The following is an 18,795-nucleotide window of genomic DNA, read 5'->3' on the forward strand; positions in this document are numbered from 1 at the left end:
ACATGTGCAGCTGACGAATACTAATCGATCGAGGACTTAACCAAATATGAATTTACTTGTTTCAATTGTCGTTTATCCAGTTTTGAGTGAACAAACACTCTAATTTAAGCGTTTCAAGACACATTAGTGTAGTGAAAACTTAATTAGTCTAGTGATGATGGCGAAGAGGTCACACCCGTTCCCATACCGAACACGGAAGTTAAGCTCTTCAGCGCCGATGGTAGTTGGGGGTTTCCCCCTGCAAGAGTAGGACGTCGCTGGGCATTGAAAAAAGTCGTTACCGAGTAATCGGTAGCGGCTTTTTTGTGGTTTATAAGAGAAAACTTGGCTAATCGGATGGCTATATGAAATTTATATAAATTAAACAAAAATGCTTCTAAGAGGAGCACTAAACTAAATTTCGCTCATAAGAGCATGTGTATTTCCTTCAGTATCTCTAAAAAAAGCCATCCACGTTTCTGTATCTCCCATTTTTGCAACCATATGTGGTTCATTAATAAATACTGTTCCTGCCTCTTTCAGCTTATTAAAAGATGTTGATAAATCATCTACTGTAAAATACAGTACAGAGCTAGGATGATCGAATTCTTCTGTTTCAGCGCAACTTAATAGTAAGCGTGTCTCTTCACATTGGAAAAAAGCTAGACCATTTGATTCGAATAGTAATGGCAAACCGATTACATCCTTATAAAACGCAACAGCACGGTCCACGTTTTTTACATTTACAGCAACTTGTCCTAATTTCAATTAACATAACCTCCGTCTCTCTTATATCTAATTCAATATTAGATGTAAAAATCCCTTTATAGAATACAAAGTTCGCAAAAATTATCAAAATAATCCATAGTAAAACTATTAATATTAGTATTAAGGGAGGTGCATGGGCTGGTGGATATTATTCAAAGGACAATAAGTTGGCTAGAAATGAAGCTAGAGGAACCAGTCAAAAATGAAGAAGTGGTTCAATTAACAGGTTATTCTTTCTTTCATTTTCATCGTTTGTTTCAAGAAAAAGTAGGAATGTCACTGCATGAATATGTGCGTCAGCGCAGACTGACGAGTGCAGCAAATATCTTAATCTATACAGATACACGAATATTAGACATTGCATTTAAGTATCAATTTGAATCGCAAGAATCTTTTACAAGGGCTTTTAGAAAAGCTTATGGATTACCACCAGGCAAGTATCGTGGGCTCATGCGAACTTTATTGGAAGAAAAAAACGAGCAGGAGGTAGAGATGATGGAAGGTTGGTTTTTAAGTGGTGCACATAATAAAGGCTATGAAATGAGAAGGGACTTTAAAAATGTCCATCAAGGAAAAGTAGCGGGGCATCTACGATCAGTAAGATCCATTCTTGAAGGTGAGTTCGGTACTGTAATGCAACAGTTTCATGCAAATGAATGGTATGAGAAGCGTATGAAATTGTCATGTTTTATCCAAACAAAGGGAGTTGAGGGTTTTACGGGATTATGGATGCGGATAGATGGAAAAGACGGAGACACTTTGCAATTTGATAATATGCAAAATCGACCGATTACAGGGACGACCGGGTGGAATTATTATTCCGTTGTATTAGATGTCCCTGAAAATGCAGGTGCTATCTTTTTTGGTGTTATGCTTCAGGGCAGTGGAGAGGTATGGATGGATGAGTTTACTTTTGTTGAAGTTGATAAAAAAACTCCTTCTACCAATATAATGATGCCAGAAAATATGCCATCGAAACCATCTAACTTAGACTTTGAATTAGAATTTAAAGATATGGGGGAAAGCCATGAATGATTGATAGCAATGTAAAAAAGTTAGGAATTGTTATTACTACTGGTCTTCTCATCGTTCTTATCATTATCGCTAAGTATTATATTGGTAACATCATTGGTCAATTTATAAGAGGATTATTCTAAAAGCTCATTCAATCGAATGGGCTTTTTTTAGTAGACTTTATATGTATAGTATTATATACTACATTACAACACTAATGCACTATACATGAAGGGAGGATGAATAGCATGAATCTAAATGCAGATAGTACGAAACCTATTTATATTCAAATTGCAGAATGGATAGAGAATGAAATTATTGCAGAACGATTTTTAAGTGACGGGAAAGTACATTCTCAATATCAATTGGCAGATTTATTTAATATTAATCCTGCAACTGCTGCAAAAGGATTAACGATACTTGTGGAAGAAAAAGTATTGTATAAGAAAAGGGGACTGGGCATGTTCGTTGCACCAGAGGCGAAGATAATGATTTTGGAAAAACGACGAAGTGAAACGCTCACACGGATGGCAATGGACCTTGTATTAGAAGCAAGAAGGCTATCTGTTTCAGAAGAGGAACTCATTCATCTAATAAAAAAATGTGAGGAGGAATAGAAGTGACGGTCATTGAATGCCAAAATGTAAAAAAACGATATATGGGAAAGAATGCACTTGAAAGTATAACATTTCAATTAGAAGACAAAAAAATTACTGGATTGATTGGGCGTAATGGTGCTGGTAAGACGACACTACTAAAAATACTAGCTGGTTTTATGAAAGAAAGTTCTGGAGAGGTTAAAGTATTCTCAAATAATCCATTTAATAATTTATGCGTATCAGAAAACAGTATCCTTGTAGATGATCAAATGAGCTTCCCTGACACATTAAAACTCACAGAAATTTTAATGATGGCACCTAGCTTTTATCCAAATTGGAATGCAGAACTTGCTACAGGTTTATTCGAATATTTTAATTTGGATGCAAAACAGCAACATTCGAAATTATCTAAGGGCAATCAGGCTATGTTTAATGCAATTTTTGGATTAGCGACACGATGTTCATTAACAATGTTTGATGAGCCTACAAACGGGATGGACGAGGCAGTTAGAACTGATTTTTATCGTGCATTACTCAAAGAATATATTGCGTATCCTCGCTCAATTCTTATTTCTAGTCATCATTTAGCAGAAATAGAACATTTGCTAGAAGATATTCTTTTGATTCATAAAGGAAAAGTTGTCTTTCATCAGTCACTAGATGAAGTGAAAGAGTATGCGGTTGGTATTCAAGGTCCTACAGAAAAAGTTGAAGCGTATATAAATCAACAGGAAATCCTTCATACGAAACAACTAAATAGAGAACTTCAATATACAGTGGTGAGGAAAGATAGTTCGATGAAATATGAAGGGGTTACAATTCAGCCTGTATCTGCAAGTGATGTTTGTATGTATGTAACGAGTGATACGAAGGGGGGAATCGATGATGTTTTTAAGTAAAAGTTCTCTTGGAAAAGTGGTTAGGGCACAAGTTAGGTTCAAGATGACTGCATATATGGGAGCTGTTTTATCACTAATTGTTGTACAGCTAGTAGGCCTCATTATCTCATTAAATGGAACTGGCTCGATGGGAACTAGCATCGACAATATTTCGATCCAAGTAAATATTGTTACTCATGATGGTGTTTTTATGTTTGTTGCTATTTGGGCACTTTTTGTGGGAAATCTTATTACGACAAAAGCATATCGTTATGATGATTTTTCGTTTGTAACAACTCGTCTGAGCGGTAATATCGCGAATATTATTATACTTTGTATGGTGAGTGTATTTGCTGGAGTAACCACTTTTTTATCGAATTATTTATTAAGAGTTGTACTTCTTCTTTTTGGTAGTTCTAGTTATTTGAAAAGTCCAGGTATTTTAGAAAATCCACTTAGTTCATATCTAAACGTTATGGTGATCATAATACTAATCTTAACTGCCGCTTCAGCAGGCTATTTTGGGGGAATGCTACTTCAAAAAAGTAAGGTATTTATGGTTTTAATACCTGCATTCATAATAGCCATACCAGTGACTAAGTCGGGGCAAGCATTTCTTGCATACGTATTTATGGAAAATGAATCTATGTTGTTTTTGCTTGTTAAACTGGTTAGTATAACGATTATTTTGTTTGCGCTTGCCATTGTAACCTCTAATAGATTGGAGGTTAGGGCATGAGTAATGTGGCGATATTATCACTTCTTCCTGTTATTATTATGCTAGTCATCGCATGGCTTATTTTTGGAGGATTAAAAAAAGTAGCAAAGCATATAAGTATGAATCAGCGTTTTAATAAAGGGGTTATTATTGTTTATACTGGTCTTCTTTTATTAGCCGCTGTAGTGTATGAATTTCTCCCTGATAGCGGGTATGAAATGATTACTCAAAAAGAATATCATCAGTTTGAAAATGAAAATCGAGCATTTAAACAAGCATTTGGTAATAATGAAGTAAGTAAACTGGATACCAAGTTTTTAATAGAAGAATGGACACAGGAGTTAGAAGGTGATACGTTTGCAATCGTTTCTCCAGGATCAGATAGGCCAGCAGTAAGGGGATATGTCGAATGGACAGATACAAAGGAACGGGTAGTAGAGGGAAAAATGTATCGAACGAATTTATATATGTATGGCTCAAACTTGAAGGATAAACTTCCATTGTTGAAAATGCAGTGGCAAGGAAATGAACTTCTTATAGAAAGGCCTGCTAAGCAGGAAATTAAATTCTATGGGTTTTCAAATCAGTTAGTTAGTCTTTCTGGAATTTTATCAAGGCATGAGTATGGATCTCTAGACATGCAAGGGGAAACGTATATTTACTTGAAAGTACCAAAACATATGAATGTAGTAGATGAACTGGGATTTCTGCTATATTAACGAAAAGTACCCATTCGTGTGCTCTTTTTGTGTATAAACAACAAGGAGTGAACATATTAGAAAAATGGATTGCAGGAATAACAGGAACAGTCGGATTTTTAGTATCTTATCTTGTAAATGGAGTGGGTATTGCAGTGGCTATATTACTAGCAGTTCTGGCGATTGATTACGCTACAGGAATAATTTCCGCTTTTGTAAATAAACAATTATCTAGTCGAATTGGTACAATTGGATTTGCTAGAAAGCTATAAATTCTATTGCTCATTGCAGCAGTATACTTAGTGGAAAGTATTTTATTTGGAAGCGAACATGTTGGTGACGGTATAGCAATTGCTTATATTGCGATAGAATTCATTAGCATTACAGAAAATGGTGTAAAGATGGAAAAGGAAATCTTTATTTTATGGATCATGAATTATTACAAGAAAATAATCAAAACGGTATTAGAAACTACTACGCTGTATTAAAAACAAGTTCAAAACTTATACGTGGTGAATGGACTTTTGAGTTAATCTATAAAAAGGAAATACTTAGTTCAAAAAAATTTACTTATAATATTCTTAATAACAGCTATAAAGCAAACGACACTCATTATGCTAAAGATACTGCTTTTAGAGTAGACATAAGAATGTAAGGAGCAATCTGCTATGAAGTTGGATTCTAAATCAAACTTATTTTTTCGTATGGTACAATTACTATCTTATTTGGTTTTTATTTGGTATCCAACCATTCCTTATTTATTTATTTTTCCAATATTATTATCTTTGTTAGATGAAGATAATAAGAATAAAAGGTTTAAAATGTTATCACTACTATTAGTTTCATGCATTATATTTTATTTTTATTTAAACGATTTAGATTTAATACAACAAATTGCAGTTTCACTAGTTGTTTTTTTTATGGGTTTCTCTGACATTTTGAAAAAAACATTTAAAAAAAATTCTATCTAAGCATCTCCAAGTGCTGCCCCCCAAAAGTTAGAGTAAAAAATCTAACCTTTGGGGTGTTTTTGTATGGCAAAATATAGCGATGAATTAAAATTAAAGGTTGTTAAAGAATACTTAGAAGGTACTTTAGGCTATAGATTATTAGCTATTTAATTCGGTATACCCGGCAAATCTCAAATCAAAAGATGGGTACGTGCTTATAAAGGATTTACTGAAGAAGGACTACGTAGGAAGCAGACAAGGCAAGTTTATTCTGTTCAATTCAAGTTAGATATATTAAACTTTATGAAACGAACAGGAACTTCTTACCTAGATACTGCGATTGAATTTAACATGAATAATCCTTCTTTAATCGCGAACTGGAACCGTATTTTACTGAAAGAAGGTATAGAAGGCTTGAAAGAAAAAGCGAAAGGACGGCCTCCTATGTCTAAAAATTAAAAAGCGAAACCAGGAAAACTAGAAAAAGAATTATCTCGTGAAGAACAGTTAGAACGTGAAAATGAGCTTCTTCTCCTAGAGATTGCTTATTTAAAAAAGTTAAAAGCTTTTCAGGAGAAGCCGAATGCCTTCCTCGAAAAGCACTAGCAGCGCTGGCATTCGAACTCAAAGAAGCAGGATTCCGATTAAGCGATGTACTAGAGATAGTAAAGATTCCAGAGGCAACGTATCACTACCAAGTGAAACAACTAAAGAAAGAAGATCCAGACAAAGAGTGGAGAGAGTTAATAGGAGAAGTTTTCAACAACACGAAGGAAGATACGGATACCGTCGTGTTTATTTAGAGTTAAGAGCGCAAGATTATGTCATCAATCATAAAAAGGTTCAGCGCATTATGAGCGAGCTTGGATTAAAATGCGTGAAATTCACACGAAAGTCTCGCTATAATTCGTATAAAGGCACAGTTGGTAAAGTAGTCAAAAATCTCCTGAATCGTAGATTCAATAGGTCTGTTCCTCTTCAAAAACTTGTAACAGATGTGACGGAATTTAAATGTACAAAAGGCAACAAGCTTTATTTAAGCCCAATGCTCAACTTATATAATAGTGAAATTATCACTTTTGGCATTTCAAATAGACCTACACTCGATTTCGTGATGGAGACATTAAATCAAGCGGTAGAGATGATAAAAAAGGAAGCGGAATATCGATCGACCATTCATTCGGACCAGGGCTGGCATTACCAGCATAAAAAATGGATGAATACATTGAAGCAAAACAAAATTTTTCAAAGCATGTCCCGAAAGGCAACTTGCGCAGATAATGCGGCAATGGAAAATTTCTTTTGTATTCTAAAGCAAGAAATGTATTATGGCGAAGAGTTGGTATCGTATGAGGAGCTAAAACGAAAAATTGAGCAATATATCGATTACTACAATAACACACGAATTAAAGCAAAATTGGCTGGCCTAAGTCCAGTACAATACCGAACTCAAACCAGCCAATCAGCTGCAAAATAAAAACTCTAACTTTAAGGGGTCACTACCCCACTTGGGGGTATTTTTTTAAAGCTTTACATCAAATAAAAACTTCAGCCTTCTAAGCAATAAACTAGAAGGGATAAAGGGAAATAAAAAATCACGAACACTTGCAATGGAGCGAAAGGGAAGCTGTGCGATTGCTCCAATTTGTCTAGACATTCGAATGACTTTTCCAGTCCGTATTACTCGCTTTTTTTCATAGTGGATTAATGCTTCTTTCCAATTTGTAAATTGTTGAATTGCGTTTCCTAATATAAGTGCATCTTCTATTGCTTGGCCAGCACCTTGCCCCATATTTGGAGTCGTTGCGTGTGCAGAGTCACCAAGTAAGACGATTCGGTCAAAAACAAATTGTCGAAGTGGTTTCATATCGGATATGTCATGGTGAAGAATGTTTTCGAAAGGTGTATCGCGAATTAGTTCAGATGCAACCTCCGGGAGTTCTTTAAACAAATTGGCAATTTCATTTCGTTCAAGGTTTTGATAAAAAGGATCTCTTGCCTTCGCATTAATACATGCAAACCAATATACTTGTCCATTACTCATAGGTGCCATACCAAAGCGTCCACCTGTGGACCATATTTCTGTCGAGGTGTACTCATCTATTCGCCCTTTATTTTCCGCAATTCCTCTCCAGCACGTATATCCTGCATAGCGGGCTTCAGATCCGGGCATTAGGTTTCTTCTAATCGGGGAGTGTATACCGTCTGCAGCAATTAGTAAATCTGCTATTATTTGCGTTCCATCATCAAACCAAGCAGTTACTTTTTCCGTAGTTTGTTCTGTGTTCACACATTTTTTTTTGTAATGAATGGTATTTGGTTCGAGTGCTTCTAAAAATGTGCGATGTAAGTCTGAGCGATGGATCGTAATACTCTCTTGACCAAAGCGTTTTTTCAGCACGCTGAAATCAATTGTGTTTAACGTGCGTCCTTGAGCATTTTGAAAAATTTGCGTGTGTAGTATATTTCCTTTTTCGAAAACTTGCTCTCCAACTCCAATTTTCATGAGTGCTTGCATGGCGTTTGATCCGATTCCTATACCTGCCCCAACAGGTTGAAAAGTAGGGGAGGTTTCATACACTTTAACTGAATGTCCTTGTTTTTGAAGTGTCACAGCAGCACAAAGACCACCAATTCCTCCGCCAATAATTACAATTTCCATTGTGTCCAACACCTCTCATACATACTATATTAACAAATCACTCATTTAATCGGTACAGTACATCATCTTCAGCGTTTGGGGTTCCTCTCCCATCTGTATTGTTTGTTACGAAATAAAGGGATTCGCCATCAGAATAAACATCTCGTATACGACCAAAGCCGGTAATGGATTGCTCAACTTCTCCTGTCGCCACATTCATCACTTTAATCGCTTCTCCACGAAGAGTGGCAACATATAGTTTTCCTTTATGAAACGTAATACCAGAAGGTGCCCATGTTTCTATATCTTTGGAAGTTATAATTGGTGATTTATAGCCATCTTTTGTTTCAGTTCCTTGAATGATAGGATAACCATAGTTGTTTCCTTGTTCTAATCGATTAATCTCATCATTTGCGGATTGTCCATGCTCTGCTTCATAAAGTATTCCATCTTTGTCCCAAGCAAGCCCCTGAGGATTGCGATGACCAGTTGAAAAAATTTCAAATGACTCATCTTCTTTCATTTGCAAAATCTTGCCATTGATAGATGTTTTATCTTGAGAATTGTCAGGGTTTCCAGCGTCTCCAACTGTTACATAAAGAAGTCCGTCTGGTCCAATTTCTAAACGTCCACCGTGATGGATATTGCCAGTTGGTATGCTATCTAGATGAATTTTTGTTTCATGCCATATATTATTTTCGTTCTTGACCGTCACTACACGATTGAAGGAAGAACCATTTTGCTCATAAGTGTAATAAGCGAATGCTTCCTGTGAGTGTTGGAAATCAGTTTTTAAAATAAAACCGAGTAACCCAGCTTCGGAGGCATTGGAAAGAGTGCTTGAAAGTTCTACTTTTTCGTGTGTAACTTCTTCATCCCTTTCTATCTTTGCAATTGTACCTACTCGCTCAGAAATATAAAATGCTTTATCGTGTTCGTTAATAGACCATGGAATTTGTAAGTTTGTAGCTATCTTTGTTGCGGCAGATTTTTCTTGCTCGATCGTTTCATCGGAGCAACCGAATAAGATAAGTGAAATGAAGACTAATTTTTTCAATGGAATCCCTCCTTTAATAGTATTTCCCTTTACTAAGTGAATTCTCCTGCAAGTAGCGATAAGTATTACTAATGGTAAATGATAAAAACTATCGAATTTACTTATCAAGAAAGGAGGGGTATGCTAGGAGCACATTAGGTTTGACATGAAAGAAGGCATTAAGATGGAATTTATCCTATTTTTTTTCGTCGGTGTTGTTGGTAATATTATTGGCACATTAGTTGGAGGAGGAGGGCTTATCAGCTTACCAACGATGTTACTTATGGGGCTGCCAGTTCACTCTGCAATCGGTGCGAACAAAGTATCCAATACAGTAAGCTCTTTGTCTAGTTTCCTTGTTATTTTTAAACAGAAAGAAGTATCAGTGAAAGAAGCGATGTCTGTCGTTGCATTTTGTTTAGGCGGAGGAATTCTAGGTGGTTTAATTGCTTCTTTTTTGAGTGGTGAAGTGTTAACGATTATTGCTATCTTGTTATTAAGTTTTGCTTTTATTACATCTTTCATGGGGAAAGGAAACTTTGGAGGGGAAGAAGTTTTACATGTGAATAAAAAAACGGGACCTGCTTTACTTGGAATCGGTATTTATGATGGAATGTTTGGTCCAGGGAGTAGTACGCTTGCACTTTATTTGTATGCGAGTCAAAAAATCGCTTATATTCGAGCGGTAGGCTTGTCGCGCATTGGTGTTTTTGCAAGTTGCTTTGGCGCATCCATCACGTATATTTCTACCGGAAAAATCATTTGGCCCATTACATTTGCGTTAATGCTCGGGGCTATTGTGGGTGCCCAGCTTGGAGTAAGATTAGCACGCAAATTAAAATCGGAACATATTAAGCCACTTCTTAGATTAGTAACTGTTTTATTGATTGTACAAATTGTTGTAGATTATTTGAAATAGGTCAACATTATAAAAACGACCCACCTGTTGGATGGGTCGTTTCAAATACTAATTATTTCAGCTTTGACAGCATATTGCCAAGTTCGTGTACACTTGTTTCTTCATCTGCAACAGCCGTTTTTAAAAGTTCTTTTTGTCTTTCTAGAGCATCAGTCAATGTTGCTAACTCGGCTGAAACATCAGCGTTAGGATTATCTCTTTTTTCTTGCAAAGATTTAATCGTGTCGAACAAGTTTTCATGATCAACGATTCTGCCAGCACCCCACATAAGTTTTTCTTTAGGAGCTTTAAGCACATAGTCTGTAAAGTAAGTGAATACTTCCTTATCGAAATCATATGCATACCAGTTGTTATCAATTGCATATAAGTACTCATCCAACGGAGCAGCTATATCTCCTTGATTTAATGCATCAATAGATAATGCTAAATTTTCGATGTTGTTTTGTGCATGCATATGAGGGAAAATTGGTTCGTCTTCCCAAGTTAGTCGCACAAATTGATCTTCTGCATATTTAAATGCAGCAAGTAAGCCACTATTCAATTCTCGGCTTTCATCATAAAGCTTTTTAGAAAGTTTTTCATCACCAGCTGTTAATGCTAAGATGTAATCTTCATTTATATCTGTTACTTTTGTGTTTACTTCATTTGCAATTTCAATTGTCTTGTCGATTTCAGCAATAAGCTTGTCAGAAGAAATGTTTGCTTGTCCAAATATTTCTGGATTAACATCTTCCTTTAATGCATTTAATCGAGTAGTGAAATCGAGTGGTACTACAGCTGTTTTATCGTAGTACATAGAAAGTAAACCATATAAATTCAAATGAAATTCCAATGCATTTTTGTTATATGTGTCTTCATTATCAAATTGAGAATGGTAATGAGAGCGCATGAAATCACTATCTTGGAAGTCATTTCGAAGCGCCGGAACACCTGCGATGGCAAAAGAGAAGTCATCTGACCAAGTGCGAAGTGGTGATACTACGGAAATACCGTCTTTATAAACACCTTCCACAGTTGGAACCGTTTTTGCAAACTTCGTCAAATAATTATTTAACTCATAAACGGAACGGATTTCATCTTGTGTTGTATGTTCGTATGCTGGAAGCTCAAAGTTCATGTTAGCAAATGCTTTTCCAACCCACTCCGGATGAACATTGAAAATTTGATTGTATGCGCCTGTAGACCAGTCATAACGAGAGTTCGAAACGCCCCATTCTTCCGCAGCAAGCGCGTTGAAAATAATCGTTTTTTCTGGTTGGTATCCACTATCAACTAATCCTTTAGCTACTCCCATCATTAGAGCAATAGCCGCGTTATCATCTTGGAATCCGGAGAAGTAAGAGTCATAGTGTGCAGATAAAATGATATACGATTCTGGATCTTTACCAATGATTTTACCGTAATGATTATAAGCTTTACCATTAAATTTAACAGTAGATTTTGCATCAAACTTAACGGTAAGAGTTCCGTTTTCGCTTGCTTCTAATGCTTTCTTTAAACTATTGCCATCCGTTTGAGACATGGAAAATGCAGGTGCATCATCTGGGCCACAAATGTCTTGTGCATTTAGTGCATCGGGGTCGATTTCACCATATCCAGCTTCTTGGACAGCGATAACGCCTGCTGCGCCCTTAACATGTGCTTGATAGGCCGGGTAGTTAATCCACCATTCTTCACGTTGATTTATATCAATTAAAACTAGTTTCCCTTGGATATCGAGTTCAGCAAGGTCAGCTGCTGTTCCTTTTCCAGCGTAAACTATTTCTAAATCCTTCACACCATTAGTATCAAAATTGACTTGATAGCCTCCTAAAACAGCAAGATGTTCTTTGCCATTTTCATCGATGAAAGTTAAATCGGCTTTTTCGAATTCCCATGTGTCTACTGTAAATTCGTCTTTTGTAACTTCAGTAAGCCCAATTTTCTTCATTTCTTCAGCAATTTTTTCACCAGTTTTCAACTCTGCTTCTGATCCGGCAGTGCGATAACCTAATTTTTCATTCGTTTTAAATTCTTCGAGACTTTTTGTGAAATTATAAGCATAATCTACATCTACAGCAGATAGGTAATTGTTATTTGTATCTTCTACACTAACAATTTTGCCATCTTGAACAGTCTCTTTTTGTACATTCTTTTGTGAATCTTCTTGGGTGCATGCTATTAATGTCATTGTGACGAATACCAACAATGTCAGGTAGCTGACTATCTTTTTCATTTATCACATTCCTCTTCAAAATTTTTGTCGAACTAGATAATTAAACGACAATTAATAAAGATTAGCAATATTTTTTCAGAATAGTAATATGTTTTTGGAATTTAATTGTAACTTAGTGTAAGGTGAGAATAAACAAAGTGGGAGGGAATAGTAAGATGAAATTTCAATGTGCAGTTCTAGATGATTATCAAAATGTGGCTTTAAAAATGGCTAATTGGTCGAGGATTATGGATGTGGTAGATGTAAAATCTTTTCATAATCATTTTGAGACGGAAGATCAGTTGGCCGAAGCAATTAGCGAATTCGATATAGTAGTTATTATGCGTGAGCGGACACCTTTTACTGCATCTTTATTTGAAATGCTACCTAAATTGAAATTACTTATAACCTCGGGTATGAGAAATGCATCAATTGACCTTACGGCAGCATCAAAGCATGGGGTAACTGTTTGTGGAACGGCAAGTATGTCTGAACCACCAACTGAGCTAACTTGGGCTTTGTTATTGAATCTTGCTCGTCATATTACGCAAGAAAACACCGAACTTCGGGGCAATGGAGCTTGGCAAAGTACAGTCGGGGCTGATCTTCACGGGAAACGTTTAGGGCTATTAGGGTTTGGTAAAATTGGTGGTCGAATGGCAATAATAGCAAAGGCTTTTGGAATGGAAGTTGTTGCATGGAGCCAAAATTTAACGAAAGAACAAACAGATAAGTTGGGTGTGCAGCTTACAGCATCAAAGGAAGAATTACTTGAAATAAGCGACTTTGTTTCGATTCATTTAGTTTTGAGTGAAAGAACAAAAGGGCTAATTGGGAAAAGTGAATTACAGCTAATGAAAAAATCTGCGTATTTGATCAATACATCACGTGCTGCAATTGTCGATCAAGAGGCACTAATAGAAGTACTTCATGAAAATGGGATTGCTGGAGCAGGGGTAGACGTATTTGAAGTCGAGCCACTTCCTGTAGATCATCCGTTCCGAAAGTTGCCGAACATATTGGCAACACCGCATCTTGGCTATGTAACACAACGAAACTATCAAACGTATTACAGTGAAACAGTGGAAGATATCGAAGCATATTTAGCAGGAGCGGTTATACGAAAGATTAATTAATTTAGTTGGAGGAGAAACAATGCAAAAGTGGAAAACGGTGCAAACAGAATACGTATATAAAACTCCATTTGGTAATTTACGAAAAGATACATGTGAGCTCCCAAATGGCATCGTCATCAATGATTATTATGTAAATGAATATGTAGAGTGGGTAAATGCAATTGTGATTACAAAAGAAAAAGAACTTGTACTCGTTGAACAGTATAGACATGCCGCCAACGAATTCTTTGTAGAAATTCCAGCAGGTAAGATAGAAGAGAACGAATCTTACGAAGAAGGCATATTAAGGGAAGTACAGGAGGAAACTGGCTTCACATCTTTGGAAATGCCAATTTTACTTGGAGAATTCATGGTAAACCCTGCTACTCAAACGAATAAAATAAGAACGTACTTAATCCAAGAAGCATTTCATGCTTTTGAGCAAGACCTAGACGATACGGAAGAAGTAACTGTGAAACTAGTGAACTTTGAAAACATGGAAAACTTAATTCGTGAAAATAAAATAACAACACAGCTTTTCACAGCAAGTGCTTACTATATGGCGAAAGCATATTTGAAAAGATAAAAAAAGGATTTCCAATCGCCGGTAGAGAATGAGCAAGTAAGGGGGAATAGTATTGAAGAAACGGTCACTTATTGAACCAATTTTATATTCATTTTTTATCCTTATTGGAATGGTCTTCTTTACTGTTATTATTCTGTTTATGATGTTGCTAGTTGGAAAAGTGTACTATGTGGCACTAATAATAACGATATCAATTGTATCCTATATTTTTTTCGTATTGTTACTTTTTCATTTTTTCATAACGAAAAATCGAAAGGTCATTTTTGCAAGTGTCGTGGGAGCAGCTGTTTTAATTAGTACAATTCCGGCGATAAATCATGCGTATAAAAATCGGATTCCAACTGTTTATGCAGAGGTGAATGTATATGAATATAAGCCTTTTACTGAGTCTTCAAAAGTTGCAACGTTGGAAGATGCATCTACGCTACAATTGACAGGGGATTTGCCCAAAATAGATGGTGCAACTGCTTTATACCCACTGTATTCTGCTTTCGTGCAAGCAACATATCCCCAAAAAGGCTATAACCCATATGAAAGTGAAGTAATGGTCAATACGACGCCAGATGCCTATAGTAATTTAATCTTTGGAAAAGTAGATATGATCTTTGCAGCAGCTCCTTCAAGGGCGCAACTAGTCACAGCTAAACAAAATGGACTAGAGCTAAAAATGACACCTATTGGACGAGAAGCATTTGTCTTTTTTGTTAATAAAAAAAATTCCATCAATGGTCTTACTATGGAGCAAATTAAAGATATATACTCTGGAAAAGTAACGAATTGGAAAGAATTTGGTGGTGGAAATGACCAAATTCGTGCATTTCAGCGTCCTGAAGGTAGTGGAAGTCAGTCAGCATTACAGCATGTAATGGAAGATACGCCAATAATGGCGGCACCGACGGAGGATATTGCTTCTGGAATGGGTGGAATTATTAATGAAGTGTCTCAGTACAAAAATTATAAAAATGCAATTGGTTATACATTCCGCTATTATTCAACAGGGATGGTCCAAAACGATCAGATTAAATTGCTTGAAATAAATGGTGTAGCCCCAACAAAAGATACGATTCTATTAGGGACTTATCCGATTAGTTCGGAGTTTTATATTGTGACAGCTAATACTAATAATCCGAATGTGGAGAAATTGATTGCATGGATTTTATCTGAACAAGGACAAGAATTGATTGAAAAAACTGGATACGTATCACTAAATGAGTAACTAAAAAGCTCCTAACTAATTGTTAGGAGCTTTTTGATAGAAAATTTAAAAAACTATGATAATATTTGGAAAGAGTATTTTGTTTGGTGAAAGGAGCAATTCCATTGGTTTATTTAAGCATGGTTTTTTTTCAAGTAGTTGCACCTATTTTAATAATGCTTGGAATTGGAGCAGCATTGCAGTTGAAGTTTAAATTCAATTTGAAAGCGTTATCTAATTTAATCACGTATTGTTTAATGCCAGCGGCTGTTTTTATTAATATTTATGAAACGAGTGTTAATGTGGAAGTGTTAGTAGAAATTATTGTTTACTTAGTCATTTTCAGCGTGTGTTTGATGGTGTTGAGCTCATTTATTAGTAAACTATTAAAATTAGATAGAAACCAATCTGCTATATATAAAAATAGTATTGTATTGATAAATTCAGGGAATTACGGAATTCCGGTTAGTCAGATGCTGTTTGCTACGAATCCCCTAGGTACTTCCATTCAAATTATCATTGTGATTTTCCAAAATATTATTACGTATACATATGGCCTATATAATTTAATATCATCGACGAAGTCAGGTCTAGATATACTGCGCAGTTTGCTCCTATTGCCAATCGTTCATGCACTAATTTTAGGTGCAGTGATGAACTTCTGGAATATTGGCATTCCTGTTTTTTTACGCATTCCCATCGATTATTTAGCGAATGCGTTTATTTCGATTGCATTAATTACGCTTGGTGCACAGTTAGCCCAACTAGATATTAAGACCATTTTTAATAAGCTCATTATAACGAGTACGATTGGTAGATTAGTTGTAGGACCTGTACTTGCTTTATGTTTAATCATGCTTATGGGATTAGAGGGAGTAGTTGCGCAGTCCTTGTTTATAGCAAGTGCGTTTCCAACTTCTCGAAATAGTTCTACTCTCGCATTGGAGTATGATGTAGAACCAAATTTAGCAGCTCAAATTGTGTTGTTTTCAACTGTAGTTAGCTGTGTGACTGTAACAATCGTGATTTATTTGTCAAATATTTTATGGGGGTAGCAACACATGAAGAAAAGGGGAACGAAAAGAGCATCATTGCAATCTAGGATTTTTTCCTTTGGTGCAGCTGTTGTATCGTTAGTAGCAATTACTATTGGAGTTTCTTTTTATTTTATAATGACGGATGCAATTGAGCAGCAAATTGGAGAACGAGCGCTTAGCATTGCGAAAACAACCGCAGAGCGACCGGATATTATTAAAGGCTTTCAGGCGGATAACCCAACCGAGCAACTTCAGCCGATTGCAACGTCTATTCGGGAAAGTACAGGAGCAGCGTATGTTGTTATTGGAAATAAAGACGGCATCCGTTATGCGCATCCAGTTGTAGAACGAATTGGGCAGAAAATGGTTGGTGATGACAACGAATTAGCACTTATACATGGTCAATCTTATGTTTCAGAAGCTACTGGAACACTTGGAAGTGCTTTACGAGGAAAAGCACCGGTATTCGATGAGAGTGGAGAAATTATTGGTGTTATTTCAGTTGGTTTTTTGCAAAATAGAATGACGACTGTATTTATGTCATATACAGATAATATTACGTTTAACGTAGTTCTTGCTATATTAATAGGTGTTTTTGGTTCGGGTATATTAGCGCGTAGTATTAAAAAGGAATTATTTAATTTAGAGCCAGCCGAAATTGCGAATTTATTTACAGAACGTAATGCATTGATCGAGTCCGTACGAGAAGGAATTATTATGGTAGATGAATACGGCGCAATAACGATGGTCAATTCAGCAGCGTATGAAATGTTATCATTGCCAGTAGAAACAGGGCTCGTCGGACGAGATATTTGGGAGCTTATACCGAATACTCATTTGCCACAAGTGCTGGAGTCAGGGGAGAAACAGCTAGATCGTCCAATGGAAATTAAGGGAAAAAAAGCGATTGTCAATCGAATACCGATTCGTGTAGGGGATAAGATTATTGGAGCAGTATCTAGTTTTCGCCTACAATCGGATATTGATCGACTGGCAGAGGAATTGTCACAAGTAAAGCAGTATACGGAAGCATTACGTGCCCAAACACATGAATACAATAATTTTTTATATACAATATCCGGATTGATCCAATTGAATTCTTATGAGGAGGCGCTTAGCTTAATACATGTAGAAACAGCAGAGCATCAATCATTAATTCAATTTATGACGAAGCGCTTACAAGACCCTTTTCTTGGTGGAATTGTTATTGGATTTTTAAATCGTGCAAGGGAATTAAAGGTGCGATTTATTTTGGATGAAGATAGTTATTTGGAAAAATTACCGAAGCATTTGCAAAAGCATTTGTTTGTTTCGATTATCGGAAACTTAGTAACGAATGCGTTTGAAGCGGTAGAGGAGTTTTCAGAAGAGGAACGAATGGTTCGTATATTATTAATCGAAAATGAAGAAGAAATATTGATCGAGGTAGAAGATTCTGGTACAGGGCTGTCAGAGGAAGTGCTCGATGTTCTTTGGACGAAGAAATTCTCCACAAAAGGTGATGAAGAGCGAGGGTTTGGTTTAGTAAAAGTAAAAGAAAATATAGATGATTTAGGTGGCTCGATTGCTTTAGAAAAAGGGGATTTAGGTGGAGCGTTATTTATCGTTTCTATTCCAAAAGGGGGGTATTTGCATGACAAAAAAAATTGAAGTATTGATCATTGAGGATGATAAGCGAATTTCTGATATTCATAGGCGGTTTATCGAGAAGGTGGAAGGTTTTCAAGTGATTGGATCGGCTTATACAGGGGAAGAGGCAAAGGATTGGATTATATCGTATCGACCGGATTTAATCCTTTTAGATGTATACCTTCCAGATACTTTAGGTACAGATTTATTGACGATTATTCAAGACCATAGTCCAGAAACGGATATTATTTTTATAACGGCCGCTGCAGAAGCGGATATTGTAAAGAAGGCATTTCGAAGTGGTGTGGCGGATTATATTTTGAAACCGCTAACATTTGAAAAGTTTAAAGAAAGTTTATTTTCATATAAAGCCAAAAGAGATATTTTAGCAAGTGATGGAGACGTACAGGAAGATTTTATCAAGTCCCTTTGGAATAATAATGCTGCTACTCCAAACTATGAGTTAGAGGCGGCTCCACCAAAAGGAATTGACCCGATTACAAAAGAAAAAGTAGTGAAGCATATGCAGAAAATCGAGCAAGGTGTTACAGCAGAGGGCCTTGGATTAGAAATTGGTGTGAGCCGTTCGACAGCTAGAAGATACTTAGAATATTTAGTTTCAGAAAGACGTGTGCATGCAGAACTAATCTACGGAACAGTTGGTAGACCAGAGCGAAGGTACTTTATCCACTGATAAGAAAGTATAAGCTTTCATACTTAGTGATTGTCTAGCTTCAGCGCCGTGAACAGAATGAACAAAATGATTTTAATTTTCATTATCGAACTTATAACCATAAGCTTTAAATAGTTGAAATGTTTTGATAAATTAACGACAGGCG

General features: G+C 36.2%; 21 protein-coding genes and 1 rRNA gene. 18 read left to right on the plus strand and 4 right to left on the minus strand.

The window, feature by feature from the left end:
• Positions 1–147 precede the first annotated feature (147 nt).
• Positions 148–263 (plus strand): 5S ribosomal RNA (gene rrf / locus RUH95_RS13360).
• 130 nt (positions 264–393) lie between these two features.
• Here the strand turns inward: rrf and RUH95_RS13365 are convergent.
• Positions 394–747: a VOC family protein gene (locus tag RUH95_RS13365; protein WP_313893383.1), complete on the minus strand. Its 354-nt coding sequence runs from the start codon at positions 745–747 to the stop codon at positions 394–396.
• A 177-nt stretch (positions 748–924) separates the two neighbouring features.
• Here RUH95_RS13365 and RUH95_RS13370 point away from each other — a divergent pair, with 177 nt between their 5' ends.
• The 10 genes from RUH95_RS13370 (at position 925) to RUH95_RS13410 (ending at position 7,081) form a co-directional block, all read left to right on the plus strand.
• On the plus strand, positions 925–1,782 hold the full coding sequence (locus tag RUH95_RS13370; protein WP_313893492.1) for a helix-turn-helix transcriptional regulator: 858 nt from the start codon (positions 925–927) through the stop codon (positions 1,780–1,782).
• Entirely contained in the window at positions 1,779–1,904 is a 126-nt protein-coding gene (locus RUH95_RS13375; RefSeq protein WP_313893384.1) for a hypothetical protein, read from the plus strand. The genes RUH95_RS13370 and RUH95_RS13375 overlap by 4 nt, the downstream gene beginning before the upstream one ends.
• Positions 1,905–2,009: 105 nt before the next feature.
• Positions 2,010–2,378 carry a GntR family transcriptional regulator gene (locus RUH95_RS13380; RefSeq protein ID WP_313893385.1) on the plus strand — a complete coding sequence of 123 codons (369 nt, stop codon included), beginning with the start codon at positions 2,010–2,012 and terminating at the stop codon, positions 2,376–2,378.
• A gap of 2 nt (positions 2,379–2,380) precedes the next feature.
• On the plus strand, positions 2,381–3,259 hold the full coding sequence (locus RUH95_RS13385; protein ID WP_313893386.1) for an ABC transporter ATP-binding protein: 879 nt from the start codon (positions 2,381–2,383) through the stop codon (positions 3,257–3,259).
• On the plus strand, positions 3,243–3,977 hold the full coding sequence (locus tag RUH95_RS13390) for a hypothetical protein (RefSeq protein ID WP_313893387.1): 735 nt from the start codon (positions 3,243–3,245) through the stop codon (positions 3,975–3,977). Before RUH95_RS13385 ends, RUH95_RS13390 begins: the two co-directional genes overlap by 17 nt.
• Entirely contained in the window at positions 3,974–4,675 is a 702-nt protein-coding gene (locus RUH95_RS13395) for a hypothetical protein (protein WP_313893388.1), read from the plus strand. Before RUH95_RS13390 ends, RUH95_RS13395 begins: the two co-directional genes overlap by 4 nt.
• Positions 4,676–4,704: 29 nt before the next feature.
• Complete coding sequence (locus tag RUH95_RS21575) at positions 4,705–4,926, plus strand: phage holin family protein (RefSeq protein WP_483880138.1); 222 nt, start codon at positions 4,705–4,707, stop codon at positions 4,924–4,926.
• Positions 4,927–5,078: 152 nt separating this feature from the next.
• Positions 5,079–5,309 carry a hypothetical protein gene (locus tag RUH95_RS13405; RefSeq protein WP_313893496.1) on the plus strand — a complete coding sequence of 77 codons (231 nt, stop codon included), beginning with the start codon at positions 5,079–5,081 and terminating at the stop codon, positions 5,307–5,309.
• 586 nt (positions 5,310–5,895) lie between these two features.
• Positions 5,896–6,063: a hypothetical protein gene (locus RUH95_RS21525; RefSeq protein WP_397469510.1), complete on the plus strand. Its 168-nt coding sequence runs from the start codon at positions 5,896–5,898 to the stop codon at positions 6,061–6,063.
• A 124-nt stretch (positions 6,064–6,187) separates the two neighbouring features.
• Positions 6,188–7,081 carry an IS3 family transposase gene (locus RUH95_RS13410; RefSeq protein WP_313893389.1) on the plus strand — a complete coding sequence of 298 codons (894 nt, stop codon included), beginning with the start codon at positions 6,188–6,190 and terminating at the stop codon, positions 7,079–7,081.
• Between the two features lie 45 nt (positions 7,082–7,126).
• Here the strand turns inward: RUH95_RS13410 and RUH95_RS13415 are convergent, their stop codons facing one another.
• Together RUH95_RS13415 and RUH95_RS13420 are read right to left on the minus strand one after the other, a co-directional pair.
• On the minus strand, positions 7,127–8,266 hold the full coding sequence (locus tag RUH95_RS13415) for an FAD-dependent monooxygenase (protein ID WP_313893390.1): 1,140 nt from the start codon (positions 8,264–8,266) through the stop codon (positions 7,127–7,129).
• A gap of 37 nt (positions 8,267–8,303) precedes the next feature.
• Positions 8,304–9,302, minus strand: coding sequence for a PQQ-dependent sugar dehydrogenase (locus tag RUH95_RS13420; protein WP_313893391.1), 999 nt, complete (start codon positions 9,300–9,302; stop codon positions 8,304–8,306).
• Positions 9,303–9,465: 163 nt separating this feature from the next.
• Between RUH95_RS13420 and RUH95_RS13425 the strand changes: the two genes are divergently transcribed.
• Entirely contained in the window at positions 9,466–10,200 is a 735-nt protein-coding gene (locus tag RUH95_RS13425; RefSeq protein WP_313893392.1) for a sulfite exporter TauE/SafE family protein, read from the plus strand.
• A 52-nt stretch (positions 10,201–10,252) separates the two neighbouring features.
• On the opposite strand, the gene RUH95_RS13430 is transcribed toward RUH95_RS13425, so the two are convergent.
• Positions 10,253–12,415 (minus strand): M28 family peptidase, encoded by a 2,163-nt coding sequence (locus RUH95_RS13430; RefSeq protein WP_313893393.1) that lies wholly within the window; start codon positions 12,413–12,415, stop codon positions 10,253–10,255.
• 155 nt (positions 12,416–12,570) lie between these two features.
• Between RUH95_RS13430 and RUH95_RS13435 the strand changes: the two genes are divergently transcribed.
• From RUH95_RS13435 to RUH95_RS13460, 6 genes are all read left to right on the plus strand, one after another.
• A complete protein-coding gene (locus RUH95_RS13435; protein ID WP_313893394.1) occupies positions 12,571–13,530 on the plus strand; it encodes a D-2-hydroxyacid dehydrogenase family protein in 960 nt (319 codons plus the stop codon).
• Positions 13,531–13,549: 19 nt separating this feature from the next.
• Entirely contained in the window at positions 13,550–14,095 is a 546-nt protein-coding gene (locus tag RUH95_RS13440) for an NUDIX hydrolase (protein WP_313893395.1), read from the plus strand.
• Between the two features lie 52 nt (positions 14,096–14,147).
• Positions 14,148–15,311: a PstS family phosphate ABC transporter substrate-binding protein gene (locus RUH95_RS13445; protein ID WP_313893396.1), complete on the plus strand. Its 1,164-nt coding sequence runs from the start codon at positions 14,148–14,150 to the stop codon at positions 15,309–15,311.
• A gap of 104 nt (positions 15,312–15,415) precedes the next feature.
• Positions 15,416–16,345, plus strand: coding sequence for an AEC family transporter (locus tag RUH95_RS13450; RefSeq protein WP_313893397.1), 930 nt, complete (start codon positions 15,416–15,418; stop codon positions 16,343–16,345).
• A gap of 6 nt (positions 16,346–16,351) precedes the next feature.
• Positions 16,352–17,977, plus strand: a complete 1,626-nt coding sequence (locus tag RUH95_RS13455; protein WP_313893398.1) for an ATP-binding protein — start codon at positions 16,352–16,354, stop codon at positions 17,975–17,977.
• Positions 17,961–18,650 (plus strand): response regulator, encoded by a 690-nt coding sequence (locus tag RUH95_RS13460; protein WP_313893399.1) that lies wholly within the window; start codon positions 17,961–17,963, stop codon positions 18,648–18,650. Before RUH95_RS13455 ends, RUH95_RS13460 begins: the two co-directional genes overlap by 17 nt.
• The last annotated feature ends 145 nt before the right edge of the window (positions 18,651–18,795 follow it).

It is taken from the genome of Psychrobacillus sp. (assembly GCF_032154225.1).
Classification (GTDB): domain Bacteria; phylum Bacillota; class Bacilli; order Bacillales_A; family Planococcaceae; genus Psychrobacillus.